The sequence below is a fragment of the Citrobacter sp. Cpo103 genome, assembly GCF_030332605.1.
Taxonomy (GTDB): domain Bacteria; phylum Pseudomonadota; class Gammaproteobacteria; order Enterobacterales; family Enterobacteriaceae; genus Citrobacter; species Citrobacter portucalensis.
Genome location: NZ_JAOWHO010000036.1, coordinates 58,498 through 72,662, shown reverse-complemented (window position 1 = coordinate 72,662; position 14,165 = coordinate 58,498). Strand labels below are relative to the sequence as shown.

General features: G+C 53.7%; 11 protein-coding genes. 5 read left to right on the top strand and 6 right to left on the bottom strand.

The features are described 5' to 3' along the window. Nucleotides 1-21 precede the first annotated feature (21 nt). Nucleotides 22-846 (bottom strand): AraC family transcriptional regulator, encoded by an 825-nt coding sequence (locus tag OGX89_RS23310; protein WP_126957070.1) that lies wholly within the window; start codon nucleotides 844-846, stop codon nucleotides 22-24. 81 nt (nucleotides 847-927) lie between these two features. After that, on the bottom strand, nucleotides 928-1,776 hold the full coding sequence (locus OGX89_RS23305) for an SDR family oxidoreductase (RefSeq protein ID WP_126319441.1): 849 nt from the start codon (nucleotides 1,774-1,776) through the stop codon (nucleotides 928-930). 90 nt (nucleotides 1,777-1,866) lie between these two features. Between OGX89_RS23305 and OGX89_RS23300 the strand changes: the two genes are divergently transcribed. Then, the gene (locus OGX89_RS23300) at nucleotides 1,867-2,247 is read left to right on the top strand and encodes a winged helix-turn-helix transcriptional regulator (RefSeq protein ID WP_032934267.1); all 381 of its coding nucleotides are present in this window, start codon (nucleotides 1,867-1,869) and stop codon (nucleotides 2,245-2,247) included. Between the two features lie 47 nt (nucleotides 2,248-2,294). On the opposite strand, the gene cpdB is transcribed toward OGX89_RS23300, so the two are convergent. Further along, nucleotides 2,295-4,238 (bottom strand): 2',3'-cyclic-nucleotide 2'-phosphodiesterase, encoded by a 1,944-nt coding sequence (cpdB, locus tag OGX89_RS23295; RefSeq protein ID WP_126957072.1) that lies wholly within the window; start codon nucleotides 4,236-4,238, stop codon nucleotides 2,295-2,297. A gap of 188 nt (nucleotides 4,239-4,426) precedes the next feature. On the opposite strand from cpdB, the gene cysQ reads away from it, so the two are divergent. Beyond that, the gene (gene cysQ / locus OGX89_RS23290) at nucleotides 4,427-5,167 is read left to right on the top strand and encodes a 3'(2'),5'-bisphosphate nucleotidase CysQ (RefSeq protein ID WP_003830423.1); all 741 of its coding nucleotides are present in this window, start codon (nucleotides 4,427-4,429) and stop codon (nucleotides 5,165-5,167) included. On the opposite strand, the gene OGX89_RS23285 is transcribed toward cysQ, so the two are convergent. Beyond that, on the bottom strand, nucleotides 5,157-5,714 hold the full coding sequence (locus OGX89_RS23285) for a YtfJ family protein (RefSeq protein ID WP_003830421.1): 558 nt from the start codon (nucleotides 5,712-5,714) through the stop codon (nucleotides 5,157-5,159). The two genes, cysQ and OGX89_RS23285, sit on opposite strands and share 11 nt — an antisense overlap. Before the next feature lie 328 nt (nucleotides 5,715-6,042). Between OGX89_RS23285 and OGX89_RS23280 the strand changes: the two genes are divergently transcribed. Continuing rightward, the gene (locus OGX89_RS23280; RefSeq protein ID WP_003025710.1) at nucleotides 6,043-6,249 is read left to right on the top strand and encodes a DUF1107 domain-containing protein; all 207 of its coding nucleotides are present in this window, start codon (nucleotides 6,043-6,045) and stop codon (nucleotides 6,247-6,249) included. A gap of 66 nt (nucleotides 6,250-6,315) precedes the next feature. On the opposite strand, the gene paeA is transcribed toward OGX89_RS23280, so the two are convergent. After that, a complete protein-coding gene (gene paeA / locus OGX89_RS23275) occupies nucleotides 6,316-7,656 on the bottom strand; it encodes a polyamine export protein PaeA (RefSeq protein ID WP_003830418.1) in 1,341 nt (446 codons plus the stop codon). A 150-nt stretch (nucleotides 7,657-7,806) separates the two neighbouring features. After that, the gene (msrA, locus tag OGX89_RS23270; RefSeq protein ID WP_003830412.1) at nucleotides 7,807-8,445 is read right to left on the bottom strand and encodes a peptide-methionine (S)-S-oxide reductase MsrA; all 639 of its coding nucleotides are present in this window, start codon (nucleotides 8,443-8,445) and stop codon (nucleotides 7,807-7,809) included. A gap of 212 nt (nucleotides 8,446-8,657) precedes the next feature. On the opposite strand from msrA, the gene tamA reads away from it, so the two are divergent. Then, nucleotides 8,658-10,391 carry an autotransporter assembly complex protein TamA gene (gene tamA, locus OGX89_RS23265; RefSeq protein WP_003025718.1) on the top strand — a complete coding sequence of 578 codons (1,734 nt, stop codon included), beginning with the start codon at nucleotides 8,658-8,660 and terminating at the stop codon, nucleotides 10,389-10,391. Beyond that, a complete protein-coding gene (gene tamB, locus OGX89_RS23260) occupies nucleotides 10,388-14,164 on the top strand; it encodes an autotransporter assembly complex protein TamB (RefSeq protein WP_126957074.1) in 3,777 nt (1,258 codons plus the stop codon). The genes tamA and tamB overlap by 4 nt, the downstream gene beginning before the upstream one ends. Nucleotide 14,165: the final 1 nt, after the last annotated feature.

The window sequence follows — 14,165 nt, the reverse complement described above, 5'->3', positions numbered from 1 at the left end:
CGTATTGTATGAGATTGCTGATCAACGCCGGACGACTTGTTTCTGATAACGTACCGGCGTAATGCCGTAGCGATGAGTAAACGCGCGGGTGAGATGCGACTGGTCGGTGAGGCCGGTTGCGGCGGCGACCTCTGCGGCGGGCATACCGTAAGTGAGAAAACCTTTGGCTCGCCATAGGCGGATCGCCATCAGCATCTGATGCGGCGTGACGTGGAAATGAGATTTAAACTGGCGCTGAAAATGCCAGGGACTCAGCGATGCAACCCGCGCCAGCTCGTCGAGCGTGACCGGATGCATATAATTATCGTGCAGATACTCGCGTACCCGTTCAAAGCGATGCGCCCCCTCCGTCAATACCGGCGCATGGCGGGCCAGTGGCTGGAACGTGTCGATCAGATCGAGTAGGAGTCCTTTTTGCGCCAGCGGATCTTCCGTGTTCCACAGGCTGTGGATCAGCGAGCAGATCTGGCGCGAGCGCAGCGGATCGTGACGCGTTACGTCATGAAACCACCAGTGGCGGATCCCGGTGACCTCTTCCAGAAGGTAGGGTTCAAGATAAATCATCCGATAGCGCCAGCCGTCGGCGGTTTCGGCTTCGCCGGTATGCAGCTCATCGGGATTCATGGTGACGACGGAATGGGCGGGGGCAACATACTGCGTGCCGCGATAGCGAAAACGTTCGGCTCCGACTTCTATCGCGCCAATGCCAAACGCTTCATGGGTGTGCGGCTCGAAAGCGTAACGCGAGATGTGCGCATGATACAGCTCAACGCCCGGCACCTGCGCCAGATGGCGAAAGCGGGCGCTGTCTTTCTCATCAATAAACTGCTCAGGTACACCTTGCACGTTTTCTCTCCCCACGCATCATCCTGTCATTATCAGAGAGGATGCGCGGGGATGCCACCACAATTAACTAATTTTTAACACTTACACGATGCCTTTGACACTGTCAGCCAACGAGGTGGTCGGGCGACCAATCAGTTTGCTCAGCGTATGGCTGTCGTCGAACAGACCGCCTTTGGAGGCGCCAGTGTCTGAGTCAGCCAGCATGTCCGCCAGCCCGGCAGGCAGGCCTATACCTTTAAGTGCGGCGGCAAAATCTGCTTCGCTCAGGTTCTGATACACCACTTTTTTACCACTCTGTTTTGCCAGCTCGGCAGCCAACTGGCTCAGGGTCCAGCCTGCGTCGCCCGCCAGCTCATAAGTTTTACCGGAATGAACGTCTTCACTGATGACGCGCGCGGCGGCAGCGGCATAGTCGGCGCGGGTCGCTGAGGCGATTTTGCCTTCACCTGCAGCCCCGATAAACACGCCGTGTTCCAGTGCAGCCGGTGCGCTGGCGAGATAGTTTTCGGTGTACCAGCCGTTACGCAGCAGCGCGTATGCGATACCGGATTCAGCCAGCATCTTCTCGGTTGCCACATGCTCATCAGCCAGCCCCAGCGGGGAGGTGTCGGCGTGCAGCAGGCTGGTGTAGGCGATGAATTTCACGTGCGCGGCTTTCGCTGCGTTAATCACGTTGCGATGCTGCGAGGCGCGTTGTCCCACTTCGCTGGAGGAGATTAGCAGTAGCTTGTCGATACCCTGTAAGGCAGCCGTCAAGGCGGCTTCATCGCTGTAATCCGCCTGACGAACGGTAATGCCCTGCTGGCTAAGCGCCGTCGCTTTAGCGGGATTACGCACAATTGCCACAATCTGGCTGGCAGGAACGGTTTTCAGCAGAGATTCAATAACATGTTGGCCCAGTTGGCCGGTGGCGCCGGTAATTGCGATCATGGAGTGACTCCTTGGTATTGGTCTTGTGTTTAATCACGCTAACACCTAAACTTACTTTTAGTAAGTACGCACAAAAAGGTTAGTATGAAAATGACAGCTTCGACGCTCTCCCAGCAGTTACGTGATGGCAACTTGTTTGCCGAACAGTGTCCCTCCCGCGAGGTGTTAAAACATGTCACCAGCCGCTGGGGCGTGTTGATTCTGGTGGCGCTGCGCGACGGTACGCACCGTTTCAGCGATTTGCGCCGTAAGATGGGCGGGGTCAGTGAAAAGATGCTGGCGCAATCCCTGCAAGCGTTAGAGCATGACGGGTTTATCAATCGGGTGTCGTATCCGGTGGTACCGCCGCACGTGGAGTATAGCCTGACGCCGTTGGGTGAGCAGGTGAGCGATAAAGTTGCCGCGCTGGCGGACTGGATAGAACTGAATTTGCCGCAGGTTTTAGCGCAGCGGGACGAACGGGCTGCGTAGTTTTGTAGGCCGGATAAGACGCTATTGCGCCGCATCCGGCACGAAAATTACTTACTTAAATCCAGCTGATAAATAGCGAAACCGATGTCATCGGTCGCGACTTTCTTCAGCGGATACTGGCCTTTCTCTTTAATAAATGCCGCGGCTTTATCAGACGGTGATGTTTCAAAGCGAATATCCAGTGGTGTGTCGCTATGAATTGGCGCCAGACGCCAGTTGTTATCTGCCGCCGGGTGAATTTCACCGGTACGCTTCGTCTCTGCACCAATCCACGCCGCCAGCACCGAGCGGTTTTCATCCGGAGAGGCAAACGCGATATGGCTGTCGCCGGTTCCGGCAAACTTACCGCCGTAGGCGCGGTAGTTGTTGGTCGCGACGAGGAAGGTGGCATTCGGATCGATTGGTTTGCCGTTAAAGGTCAGATTTTTAATACGTTCCGCTTTCGGGTTAATGGTCTGACATTCACCGTCGTAGCGGGCGGGTTGTGAAACATCAATCTGATAATTCACGCCGTCAATCACGTCGAAGTTATAGGTACGGAAGCCATCCCAGTTAATCAACGACTGTGGTTTGCTGCTGTGGATATCAATCTGATTGAACTGCCCGGCGGAACATTCCAGCCATTCTTTCACCTCTTTACCGCTGGCTTTCACCACCACCAGAGTGTTGGGATAGAGATACAAATCAGCGGCGTTACGGAAGGTTAACTGACCTTTTTCGACTTCTACGAAGCTTGCCGGATCGTTCTTGCGTCCACCGACCTTAAACGGCGCGGCGGCGGAAAGTACCGGCAGTTTTGCCAGATCCGGATCGCCCTGAATAAAGTGTTCCACATAGGCTTTCTGCGCGTTGTTCACCACCTGTACGGTCGGGTCATCCTGTACCAGCGCCAGATAGCTGTACATGTTGTCGGCGGATTTACCGATCGGTTTGCTGACAAACTCACGCGTGGCGTCGTGATCGGCTTTCAGGATCTCAACGATTTTTTTGTCTTCTGCTGCCAGTGATTTTTTTGCTGCGGCGTCATAGATCGGGCGCGCCTCGGCTTTCGCCTGAGTGACCTGCCATTTACCGCTGTCGTTATTCAGCACTAAATCCACCACGCCCAGGTGATCGCCCCACATACCCGGCATCACAGCAGGAACCCCATTCAGCGTACCTTTTGTGATATCTGCGCCTTTAATATTGGCAAAGTCTTTACCCGGGAAGACGGCGTGAGCGTGACCAAACATAATGGCATCCACGCCCGGTACTTCACTGAGGTAATAAACGGAGTTTTCCGCCATCGTTTGATATGGGTCGGCAGAAAGCCCGGAGTGAGCAACCACCACCACGACATCGGCGCCTTTTTCTCTCATTTCCGGAACGTATTTGCGTGCAGTTTCCGTAATGTCGTTCACCGTGACTTTGCCGCTGAGGTTGGCTTTATCCCAGGTCATAATCTGCGGTGGCACAAAGCCGATATAGCCAATCTTCAGCGTTTGCTTGTTCCCTTCCTTGTCGACCACCTCAGTGTCTTTGATCAAGTAAGGCGTAAATAGCGGCTTCTTGGTCTTAACGTCGATGATATTGGCGTTAACGTAAGGGAATTTCGCCCCGGCCAGCGCGTTGTGCAGATACTCCAGACCGTAGTTGAATTCATGGTTGCCGAGGTTACCCACCGCGTAATCCAGGGTATTCAGCGCCTTATATACCGGGTGTGTTTCGCCCGCTTTCAGCCCCTTGGCCGCCATGTAATCCCCGAGCGGGCTGCCCTGAATCAGATCGCCATTATCAACCAGCACGCTGTTTTTGACTTCACCACGCGCAGCGTTGATAAGACTTGCCGTACGTACCAGACCGAATTTTTCAGTCGGTGTATCTTTGTAATAATCGAAATCCATCATATTGCTATGCAAATCAGTGGTTTCCATGATACGCAGATCGACGGTCGCGGCATTGACGCTGGCTGCAATCAGCGTTGCCAGAAGCGTTGCACTAAACTTAATCATCAGGGGCATCCTTTTAAGATCTAAACCACAAAAGAAAATGTATATAAATCTTCTTGCTTACAGAACTGTGAATCATGACATGAATATAGCGTTTAAAACCGCAGACGCTATCACAGTTGGCGGATCCCCTGACGATCGGGTATAAGTAAAACAACGAGTTAACACCACTGACAGAAACGAGGTGGAGAATGCTAGAACATGTATGCCAGCTTGCACGGAACGCGGGCGATGCCATTATGCAGGTCTACGATGGAATCAAACCGATGGAGATTACCAGCAAGCAGGATGATTCTCCGGTCACGGCGGCAGATATCGCCGCGCATACGGTGATCCTCGAAGGATTACTGGCGCTGACGCCGGATATTCCGGTTCTGTCTGAAGAGGCGCCTCCTGGCTGGGATGTTCGCCAGCATTGGCAGCGCTACTGGCTGGTGGACCCGCTGGACGGGACCAAAGAGTTCATTAAGCGTAACGGTGAATTTACCGTCAATATTGCGCTAATCGAGAAAGGAAAGCCGGTTCTGGGCGTGGTTTACGCGCCGGTAATGAAAGTGATGTACTGCGCAGCAGAAGGTAAAGCGTGGAAAGAAGAGTGCGGCGTACGCAAACAAATTCAGGTTCGTGACGCGCGTCCGCCGCTGGTGGTCATTAGCCGCTCGCATGCCGACAATGAGTTAAAAGAGTATCTGCAACAGTTGGGTGAGCACCAGACCACCTCGATTGGCTCATCGCTGAAGTTCTGCCTGGTGGCGGAAGGGCACGCACAGTTGTATCCGCGTTTTGGGCCAACCAACGTGTGGGACACCGCCGCTGGCCATGCCGTTGCCGCCGCAGCCGGAGCGCACGTTCACGACTGGCAGGGGAAACCTCTGGATTACACCCCACGTGAATCGTTCCTCAACCCCGGCTTCCGCGTCTCTATTTACTGAGTAATTTGTGCAGCAGGGCAATTACCTGCTGCACCTCTTCCTGCGTTAATGCGCCATCTTTTGCCCACTGCACGCGTCCGTCCTTGTCGAGTACGACGATAGCGGAGCTCTCTTCATCCAGTTGCCAGGCTTTACGCGCAATGCCATTACTGTCGACAATGAATTGCGACCACGGGTAGAGCTTCTTATTGCTCTCCAGACTGCTGCGCACAAACATACCGGAGCCGGGAATGGCGTCATCCGTGTTGACGATAGTGGTGGTCTGGTATTTGTCGTGAGGCAGGTTGGCGGCTTTGATTGCCTCGATCAGCGTCGCATTTTTCTCTTTGGCGGAGGTGCGTCCGGCAATGTGTTGCACAATTCGCACTTTGCCTGGCAACTGCGCGCTATTCCAGCTTTTGTAGCTAAACTTATCGTTATCGAGAATCAGTTCGCCGCGATCGGCGATCCCCACCGGCGGTACGCGCTGGTCAGTCTCAAACTTATGTGCGGAGGCAATCATCGGCAGTAGCAGGCACGACAGCGCCAGCAGTTTTCGTAAGGTCATAGTTTTTCCTTCTTTCTTTTATTTTGCAGGTGATCCGACCACTTGGGTCTGGAATTTAATCATATGCGCGAATGATGCTTTTTCCCGCAAGCGCGATGCCAGTTTGCGGACGGGCGCACAAATCCTGCGAAAAATGAAGGCTTATACTGAAGACAGCGAAGCGTTGAAAAGATAATTCTGAATAATTGTAACTTGAAGGTAAATAAACTTATACACGCTGGAAACATCAACGAGATAGTCTATAGTCATAGGGCATTAAAATTTGCGCCTGAGGATTGTCGGACCGATTGTGGTACCGCAAAGGCGTAATGCTCAGCAGGAGACAACAATGAAAATTTTCCAACGATACAACCCGCTGCAGGTGGCGAAGTACGTGAAGATCCTGTTTCGTGGACGGTTATATATCAAGGATGTAGGCGCTTTTGAATTTGATAAGGGTAAGATTCTTATCCCAAAAGTGAAGGACAAACTGCATTTTTCCGTGATGTCCGAAGTTAACCGTCAGGTCTTGCGTCTGCAAACTGAGATGGCTTGATCAAAGTGCTATGCAGTAGTTAAAAAAACGGCTCCTGATGGGAGCCGTTGATGTTTCTGTAGGGCGTTAAGACGCCTTTGCCTCTTCTTTTGCATCTGGCAGTTTTGGTACCAGAACAGTAGGTTTGCTGTCCAGACGCGTCACCAGCAGCTGATCGATCTTGTAGTTATCGATATCCACCACTTCAAATTTGTAGCCTGAATACTTCACCGAGTCGGTGCGTTTCGGGATTTTACGCAGCATGAACATCATAAAACCACCAATGGTTTCATAGTTGCCAGACTGCGGGAATTCGTCGATATCCAGCACGCGCATCACGTCATCAATCGGTGTACCGCCGTCGACTAACCATGAGTTTTCATCACGTGCCACAATCTGCTCTTCCAGACCCTGACCTACCAGATCGCCCATCAGCGTCGTCATAACGTCGTTGAGGGTGATAATCCCCACCACCAGCGCGTACTCGTTCATGATGACGGCAAAGTCTTCACCTGCGGTTTTGAAGCTTTCCAGCGCTTCAGAGAGCGTCAGCGTGTCCGGGACGATCAGCGTATTGCGGATCTGTACGCCGCTGTTCAGCGCCATGCTTTGGTTCGCCAGTACGCGGTTGAGGAGATCCTTTGAATCAACATAACCAATGATGTGGTCGATATCTTCGTTACACACCAGGAATTTGGAGTGCGGATGTTCCGCCACCTTGTTTTTCAGGCTTTGCTCATCTTCATGGAGATCGAACCAGATAATATTCTCGCGCGAGGTCATTGAAGACGGGACGGTACGGGATTCCAGTTCGAACACATTTTCAATCAGCTCATGCTCCTGCTTGCGCAGAACACCCGCCAGCGCACCCGCTTCGACTACGGCGTAAATGTCGTCCGAGGTGATGTCGTCTTTACGCACCATTGGGATCTTAAACAGACGGAAAATGTTGTTTGCCAGACCGTTAAAGAACCATACCAGCGGGCGGAAGACCAGCAGGCAGAAGCGCATCGGGTTGATGATACGCAAAGCCACAGCTTCTGGCGCAATCATACCGATGCGTTTCGGGGTTAAATCCGCGAACAGGATGAACAGGCCAGTAACCAGCGAGAACGACAGAATAAAGCTTAACTGTTCGGACAGCTCTGGAGTGAAGTACTTCGAGAAAAGGCTGTAAAACGCCGGGGAGAATGCTGCATCACCGACGATACCGCCGAGAATGGCGACCGCGTTAAGGCCAATTTGCACGACGGTAAAAAACATGCCGGGGTTTTCCTGCATCTTCAAAACACGTTGTGCGTTTACGTTGCCTTCATCGGCAAGCAGTTTAAGTTTTATTTTGCGTGATGCAGCAAGCGAGATCTCAGATATCGAGAAAAACGCACTCACGGCGATCAGGCAGAGAATGACTAAAATACTGTTTAACATATCTTATCCGACCGTTCAGGTCAGATCCTCGGAAGGGAGAAGTTGATAAATCCGTGTGAAATACACATTGAAAACCGGCTCGTGGAAGTGAGCCGGTAAATTCAGAAGCTAGTATAGCGTAAGGCACTGTAAAGTCGCCAGAGGGGGAAATTATCCTTGTGGCGGCAGGCAAACACCAATACCACCAATGCCACAATATCCGTAAGGATTTTTGTGCAGATACTGCTGGTGATCGTCCTCGGCATAATAGAACGGGGTTGCCGTAGTGATTTCCGTGGTAATGGTGCGCTCGTCGCCTGCGGCGGTCATTGCTGCCTGAAAACGCTCAAGGCTGGCCTGTGCGGCGGCGGTTTGTTCCGGCGTTAACGGGTAAATGGCGGAGCGATACTGCGTGCCCTGGTCGTTCCCCTGACGCATGCCTTGAGCCGGGTCGTGATTTTCCCAGAACACCTGCAGCAGTTGTTCGTAGCTGATAACATGCGGGTCATAGACGATGCGTACCGCTTCGGCATGCCCGGTATCGCCAGAACAGACTTCCCGATAGGTTGGGTTTGGGGTGTAGCCGCCGGTGTACCCGGCCGCCGTGCTGTAGACCCCTGGCAATGACCAAAATAAACGCTCAACGCCCCAGAAGCATCCCATGGCGAAATAAGCTATCTCCATACCGTCGGGCACATTGGTCATCGAATGTTGGTTAACCGCATGCAGCGTTGCCACTGGCATCGGGGTGTTGCGTCCAGGTAGCGCATCTGCTTGAGTAACAAGATGCTTTCTATCAAATAAACTCATGGCCGTTCTCCCGAAATCAGTCATTTGGGTTAAGGTTGTAACGAGACGCGTCTTTGCCCACAATAAACGGCGTGAATACGTCTAGAGTTAAACATAAGAAATATTTGGGTTGTCGTCTGTTTTTCAACTCTTATTGTTGATTTTTTGTTAAGCCGAGGAACGGCATAGTATTTTTTTCCAGGGGTGGGAAAAAAGGATATTCAGGAGAAAATGTGCCACATATCCGTCAGTTATGTTGGGTGGGATTACTGTGCTTAAGTGGCTCCGCCGCCGCCGCGAATGTACGCTTACAGGTCGAAGGATTATCAGGACCGCTGGAGAAAAACGTCCGTGCGCAGCTGTCCACGATTCAAAGTGATGAAGTCACTCCAGACCGACGCTTTCGTGCGCGCGTTGATGATGCCATCCGCGAAGGGCTAAAAGCGCTGGGCTACTTTGAGCCGACCATTGATTTTGAACTGCGTCCACCGCCGGCGAAAGGCCGCCAGGTGCTGATTGCCAAAGTGACCCCCGGCGAGCCGGTGCTGATTGGTGGCACTGAGGTGATTTTGCGCGGTGGCGCGCGTACGGATAAAGATTATCTGGATCTGCTGAAAACGCGCCCGGCAATCGGCACCGTGCTGAATCAGGGGGACTATGACAACTTCAAAAAGTCACTCACCAGCGTGGCGCTGCGTAAAGGTTATTTCGACAGTGAATTTAATAAAAGCCAGCTTGGAATAGCGCTTGAGCGTCGCCAGGCGTTCTGGGATATCGATTACAACAGCGGCGAACGCTATCGCTTTGGGCATGTCACTTTTGAAGGCTCGCAAATTCGCGATGAGTATCTGCAAAATCTGGTGCCCTTTAAAGAAGGTGAAGAGTACGAGTCGAAAGATCTGGGCGAACTGAACCGTCGTCTGTCAGCGACCGGATGGTTTAATTCCGTGGTCGTCGCACCGGAGTTTGATAAAGCCCGCAAAACCAAAGTGCTGCCGCTGAAAGGCGTGGTCTCACCGCGAACCGAAAACACCATCGAAACCGGGGTCGGCTATTCAACTGACGTCGGGCCACGGGTGAAGACCTCGTGGAAAAAGCCGTGGATGAACTCCTACGGCCATAGCCTGACGACCAGCGCCAGTATCTCGGCGCCAGAGCAGGTGCTTGATTTCAGCTATAAAATGCCGCTGTTAAAGAACCCGCTGGAACAGTATTACCTGGTACAGGGCGGCTTTAAGCGTACCGATTTAAACGACACCGAGCAGGATTCCACAACGCTTGCGGTTTCCCGCTACTGGGACCTCTCCAGCGGCTGGCAGCGCGCGATTAACCTGCGCTGGAGTCTCGACCACTTTACCCAGGGTAACGTCACCAACACCACTATGCTGCTCTATCCGGGCGTGATGATCAGCCGGACGCGCTCACGCGGCGGCCTGATGCCTGTCTGGGGCGACTCTCAGCGTTATTCCATTGATTACTCCAACACGGCCTGGGGTTCAGACGTTGATTTCTCCGTCTTCCAGGCGCAAAACGTCTGGATCCGCACGCTGTACGACAGGCATCGCTTTGTGATGCGCGGCAACCTCGGCTGGATTGAAACCGGAGACTTCGACAAAGTACCGCCGGACCTGCGTTTCTTTGCCGGGGGCGATCGCAGTATTCGCGGCTACAAATACAAATCTATTTCGCCGGAAGGCAGCGACGGCAAGCTGAAAGGGGCCTCTAAGCTGGCAACTGGCTCGTTGGAATACCAGTACAACGTGACCGGTAAATGGTGGGGCGCGATGTTTGTCGATAGCGGTGAAGCGGTCAGCGATATTCGCCGAAGCGATTTCAAAACCGGTGCCGGGGTCGGCGTACGCTGGCAATCACCAGTGGGACCTATCAAGCTCGACTTTGCCGTCCCGGTCGGCGACAAAGATGAACATGGTTTACAGTTTTACATCGGTCTGGGGCCTGAATTATGAGTTTATGGAAGAAGATAAGCCTCGGCGTGCTGATTTTTATCCTGCTGTTGTTAGGCACGGTGGCGTTCCTCGTCGGTACCACCTCGGGCCTGCATCTGATCTTCAAAGCAGCTAATCGGTGGGTTCCGGGTCTGGAAATTGGTCAGGTCACCGGCGGCTGGCGGGATCTATCACTGAAAAATATTCGCTACGACCAGCCAGGCGTGGCGGTGAATGCTGGTGAAGTGCATTTGGCCGTGGGGCTTAACTGTCTGTGGGACAGCAGCCTGTGCGTCAACGATCTGGCGCTGAAAAACATCAACGTGGCAATCGACAGCAAAAAGATGCCGCCATCCGCGCCGGTAGAGGAAGAAGAGAGCGGTCCGCTTAATCTTTCCACGCCTTACCCCATCACGCTTTCGCGCGTGGCGCTGAACAACATCAATATCAAAATCGATGACACCACGGTTTCAGTGCTGGATTTTACTTCCGGCCTGAACTGGCAGGAAAAAACGCTGACGTTGAAGCCAACGTCATTACAGGGGCTGCTGATTGCTCTGCCTAAAGTGGCGGAAGTGGCACAGGAAGAGGTTGTCGAACCGAAGATTCAAAACCCGCAGCCGGATGAAAAGCCGCTCGGCGAAACGCTAAAAGATCTGTTCTCAAAGCCGGTACTGCCGGAAATGACCGATGTCCATCTGCCGCTCAATCTCAATATTGAAGAGTTTCACGGCGAGCAGCTGCGCGTGACTGGGGATACGGATTTAACGGTACATAGCATGCTGCTGAAAGTGAGCAGCATAGACGGCAACATGAAGCTCGACGCGCTGGATATCGACTCTAATCAGGGAACGGTAAAAGCCAGCGGCACGGCGCAACTGACCGACACGTGGCCGGTTGATATTACGTTAAACAGCACGCTAAACATCGACCCGTTAAAAGGCGAAAAGGTGAAGCTGAAGGTTGGCGGCGCGCTGCGCGAACAGCTGGAAGTCGGCGTCAATCTGTCTGGTCCGGTGGATATGGACCTGCGTGCGCAGACGCGCCTGGCAGAAGCCGGATTGCCGCTAAACATTGAGGTGGTGAGTAAGCAGGTTTACTGGCCGTTTACCGGTGAGAAACAGTTCCAGGCCGATGACATCAAGCTCAAACTGACCGGCAAGATGACCGACTATACGCTGTCGATGCGTACCGCCGTGAAAGGTCAGGATATTCCTCCGGCTATTATCACGCTGGACGCCAAAGGCAACGAGCAACAGATCAATCTCGATAAACTCAGCGTTGCGGCGCTGGAAGGGAAAACTGAGCTGAAAGCGCTGGTGGACTGGCAGCAGGCGATCAGCTGGCGCGGGGAGCTAACGCTGGATGGTATCAATACCGTGAAAGCGATCCCGGACTGGCCGTCAAAACTGAATGGCCTGGTGAAAACGCGCGGCAGTCTGTACGGCGGAAGCTGGCAGATGGAGGTTCCGGAGCTGAAGCTGACCGGCAACGTGAAACAGAACAAGGTCAATGTGAACGGTTCGCTGAAGGGGAATAGCTACCTGCAGTGGACGATCCCGGGCCTGCATCTGGAGCTGGGACGTAACAGTGCGGACGTAAAAGGCGAACTGGGGGTTAAAGACCTTAACCTCGACGCGACGATTGATGCCCCAAGCCTGGATAACGCGCTGCCGGGGCTGGGCGGTACGGCGAAAGGGCTGGTAAAAGTTCGCGGTACGGTTGAAGCACCACAGCTGCTGGCGGATATTACCGCCCGTGGTCTGCGCTGGCAGGAACTTTCCGTTGCTCAGGTGCGCGTCGAAGGCGATGTGAAATCGGCCGAGCAAATCGCCGGTAATCTCAACGTTCGCGTAGAGCGGATTGTACAACCTGACGTGAATATTGGTCTGGTGACGCTCAACGCCAAAGGCAGTGAAAAGCAGCATGAGCTGCAGTTACGCATTCAGGGTGAGCCGGTTTCCGGGCAACTGGATCTTGCCGGGAGCTTTGATCGCAAAGAACAGCGCTGGAAAGGAGAGTTAAGCAATACCCGTTTCCAGACGCCGGTCGGTCCGTGGTCGCTCAACCGGGCTATCGCGCTGGATTATCGTAATCAGGAACAGAAAATTAGTATCGGGCCGCACTGCTGGAACAACCCGAATGCGGAGCTGTGCGTACCACAAACCATTGATGCCGGTGCAGAAGGTCGCGCGGTGGTGAACCTTAACCGCTTCGACCTGGCTATGCTAAAACCGTTTATGCCGGAGACAACCCAGGCCAGCGGTGTGTTCACTGGCAAAGCTGATGTGAGCTGGGACACCACCAAAGAGGGGCTGCCACAGGGGCAGGTCACCCTGAGCGGACGTAACGTCAAGGTCACGCAAAGCGTGAATGATGCCTCGCTCCCCGTAGCGTTTGAAACGCTGAATCTGACCGCCGACCTGCACAATAACCGTGCCGAGTTGGGCTGGCTGATTCGTCTGACCAACAACGGGCAGTTTGACGGGCAGGTGCAGGTAACGGACCCGCAAGGGCGTCGTAATCTGGGCGGTAACGTCAATATTCGCAACTTCAATCTGGCGATGGTGAACCCCATCTTCTCGCGCGGTGAAAAAGCGGCAGGGATGATCAACGCCAACCTGCGGCTGGGCGGAGATGTGCAAAGCCCGCAGTTGCTCGGACAGCTGCAACTGAGCGGTCTGGATATTGACGGTAACTTCATGCCGTTTGACATGCAGCCAAGCCAGTTAGCTGTTAACTTCGCCGGAACACGCTCAACGCTGGCGGGCGTGGTGCGTACGCAGCAGGGCGAAATAAACCTGAGCGGCGATGCCGACTGGAGTCAGATAAACAACTGGCGGGCGCGCGTTGCGGCTAAAGGCAGCAGGGTACGTATTACCGTACCGCCGATGGTCCGCCTGGACGTATCGCCGGACGTGGTCTTTGAAGCTACACCAAGCCTGTTTACTCTCGATGGCAACGTGGATGTGCCGTGGGCGCGTATCGTGGTACATGACCTGCCGGAAAGCGCGGTTGGGGTTTCCAGCGATATGGTCATGCTTAACAACAATCTGCAGCCCGAGAAACCGCAGACCGCCGGTATTCCGATCAACAGCAATCTGAACATCCACGTTGGTAACAACGTGCGTCTTGACGCCTTTGGTCTGAAAGCGCGTCTGACGGGCGATCTGAAAGTGGTGCAGGATAAGCAAGGTCTGGGGCTTAACGGGCAAATTAATATCCCGAGCGGTCGCTTCCACGCCTATGGTCAGGATCTGATTGTGCGTAAGGGCGAGCTGTTGTTCTCCGGTCCGCCGGATCAGCCGTTGCTCAACATCGAAGCGATTCGTAACCCAGATGCCACCGAAGACGATGTGATCGCTGGTGTTCGCGTCACCGGTACCGCCGATGAACCGAAGGCGGAGATCTTCTCCGACCCGGCAATGTCGCAGCAAATGGCGCTTTCCTACCTGCTACGTGGACAAGGGCTGGATAGCGAACAAAGCGATAGCGCAGCGATGACTTCAATGCTTATTGGTCTGGGGGTTGCACAAAGTGGTCAGGTTGTGGGTAAAATCGGGGAGACATTTGGCGTAAGCAATCTGGCACTGGACACGCAAGGGGTGGGCGACTCATCTCAGGTGGTTGTCAGCGGATACGTACTGCCAGGTCTGCAGGTGAAATATGGTGTGGGTATATTTGACTCCTTAGCGACACTCACGCTACGTTATCGTCTGATGCCTAAGCTATATCTGGAAGCAGTGTCTGGCGTAGATCAGGCACTTGATTTGCTCTATCAGTTCGAGTTTTAGC

What these genes read in the sequence shown, in the direction of transcription:
- OGX89_RS23305 (WP_126319441.1), bottom strand. Translation starts at nt 1,776, where the DNA reads ATGATCGCAATTACCGGCGCCACCGGCCAACTGGGCCAACATGTTATT.
- OGX89_RS23300 (WP_032934267.1), top strand. Translation starts at nt 1,867, where the DNA reads ATGACAGCTTCGACGCTCTCCCAGCAGTTACGTGATGGCAACTTGTTT.
- cpdB (WP_126957072.1), bottom strand. Translation starts at nt 4,238, where the DNA reads ATGATTAAGTTTAGTGCAACGCTTCTGGCAACGCTGATTGCAGCCAGC.
- cysQ (WP_003830423.1), top strand. Translation starts at nt 4,427, where the DNA reads ATGCTAGAACATGTATGCCAGCTTGCACGGAACGCGGGCGATGCCATT.
- OGX89_RS23285 (WP_003830421.1), bottom strand. Translation starts at nt 5,714, where the DNA reads ATGACCTTACGAAAACTGCTGGCGCTGTCGTGCCTGCTACTGCCGATG.
- OGX89_RS23280 (WP_003025710.1), top strand. Translation starts at nt 6,043, where the DNA reads ATGAAAATTTTCCAACGATACAACCCGCTGCAGGTGGCGAAGTACGTG.
- paeA (WP_003830418.1), bottom strand. Translation starts at nt 7,656, where the DNA reads ATGTTAAACAGTATTTTAGTCATTCTCTGCCTGATCGCCGTGAGTGCG.
- msrA (WP_003830412.1), bottom strand. Translation starts at nt 8,445, where the DNA reads ATGAGTTTATTTGATAGAAAGCATCTTGTTACTCAAGCAGATGCGCTA.
- tamB (WP_126957074.1), top strand. Translation starts at nt 10,388, where the DNA reads ATGAGTTTATGGAAGAAGATAAGCCTCGGCGTGCTGATTTTTATCCTG.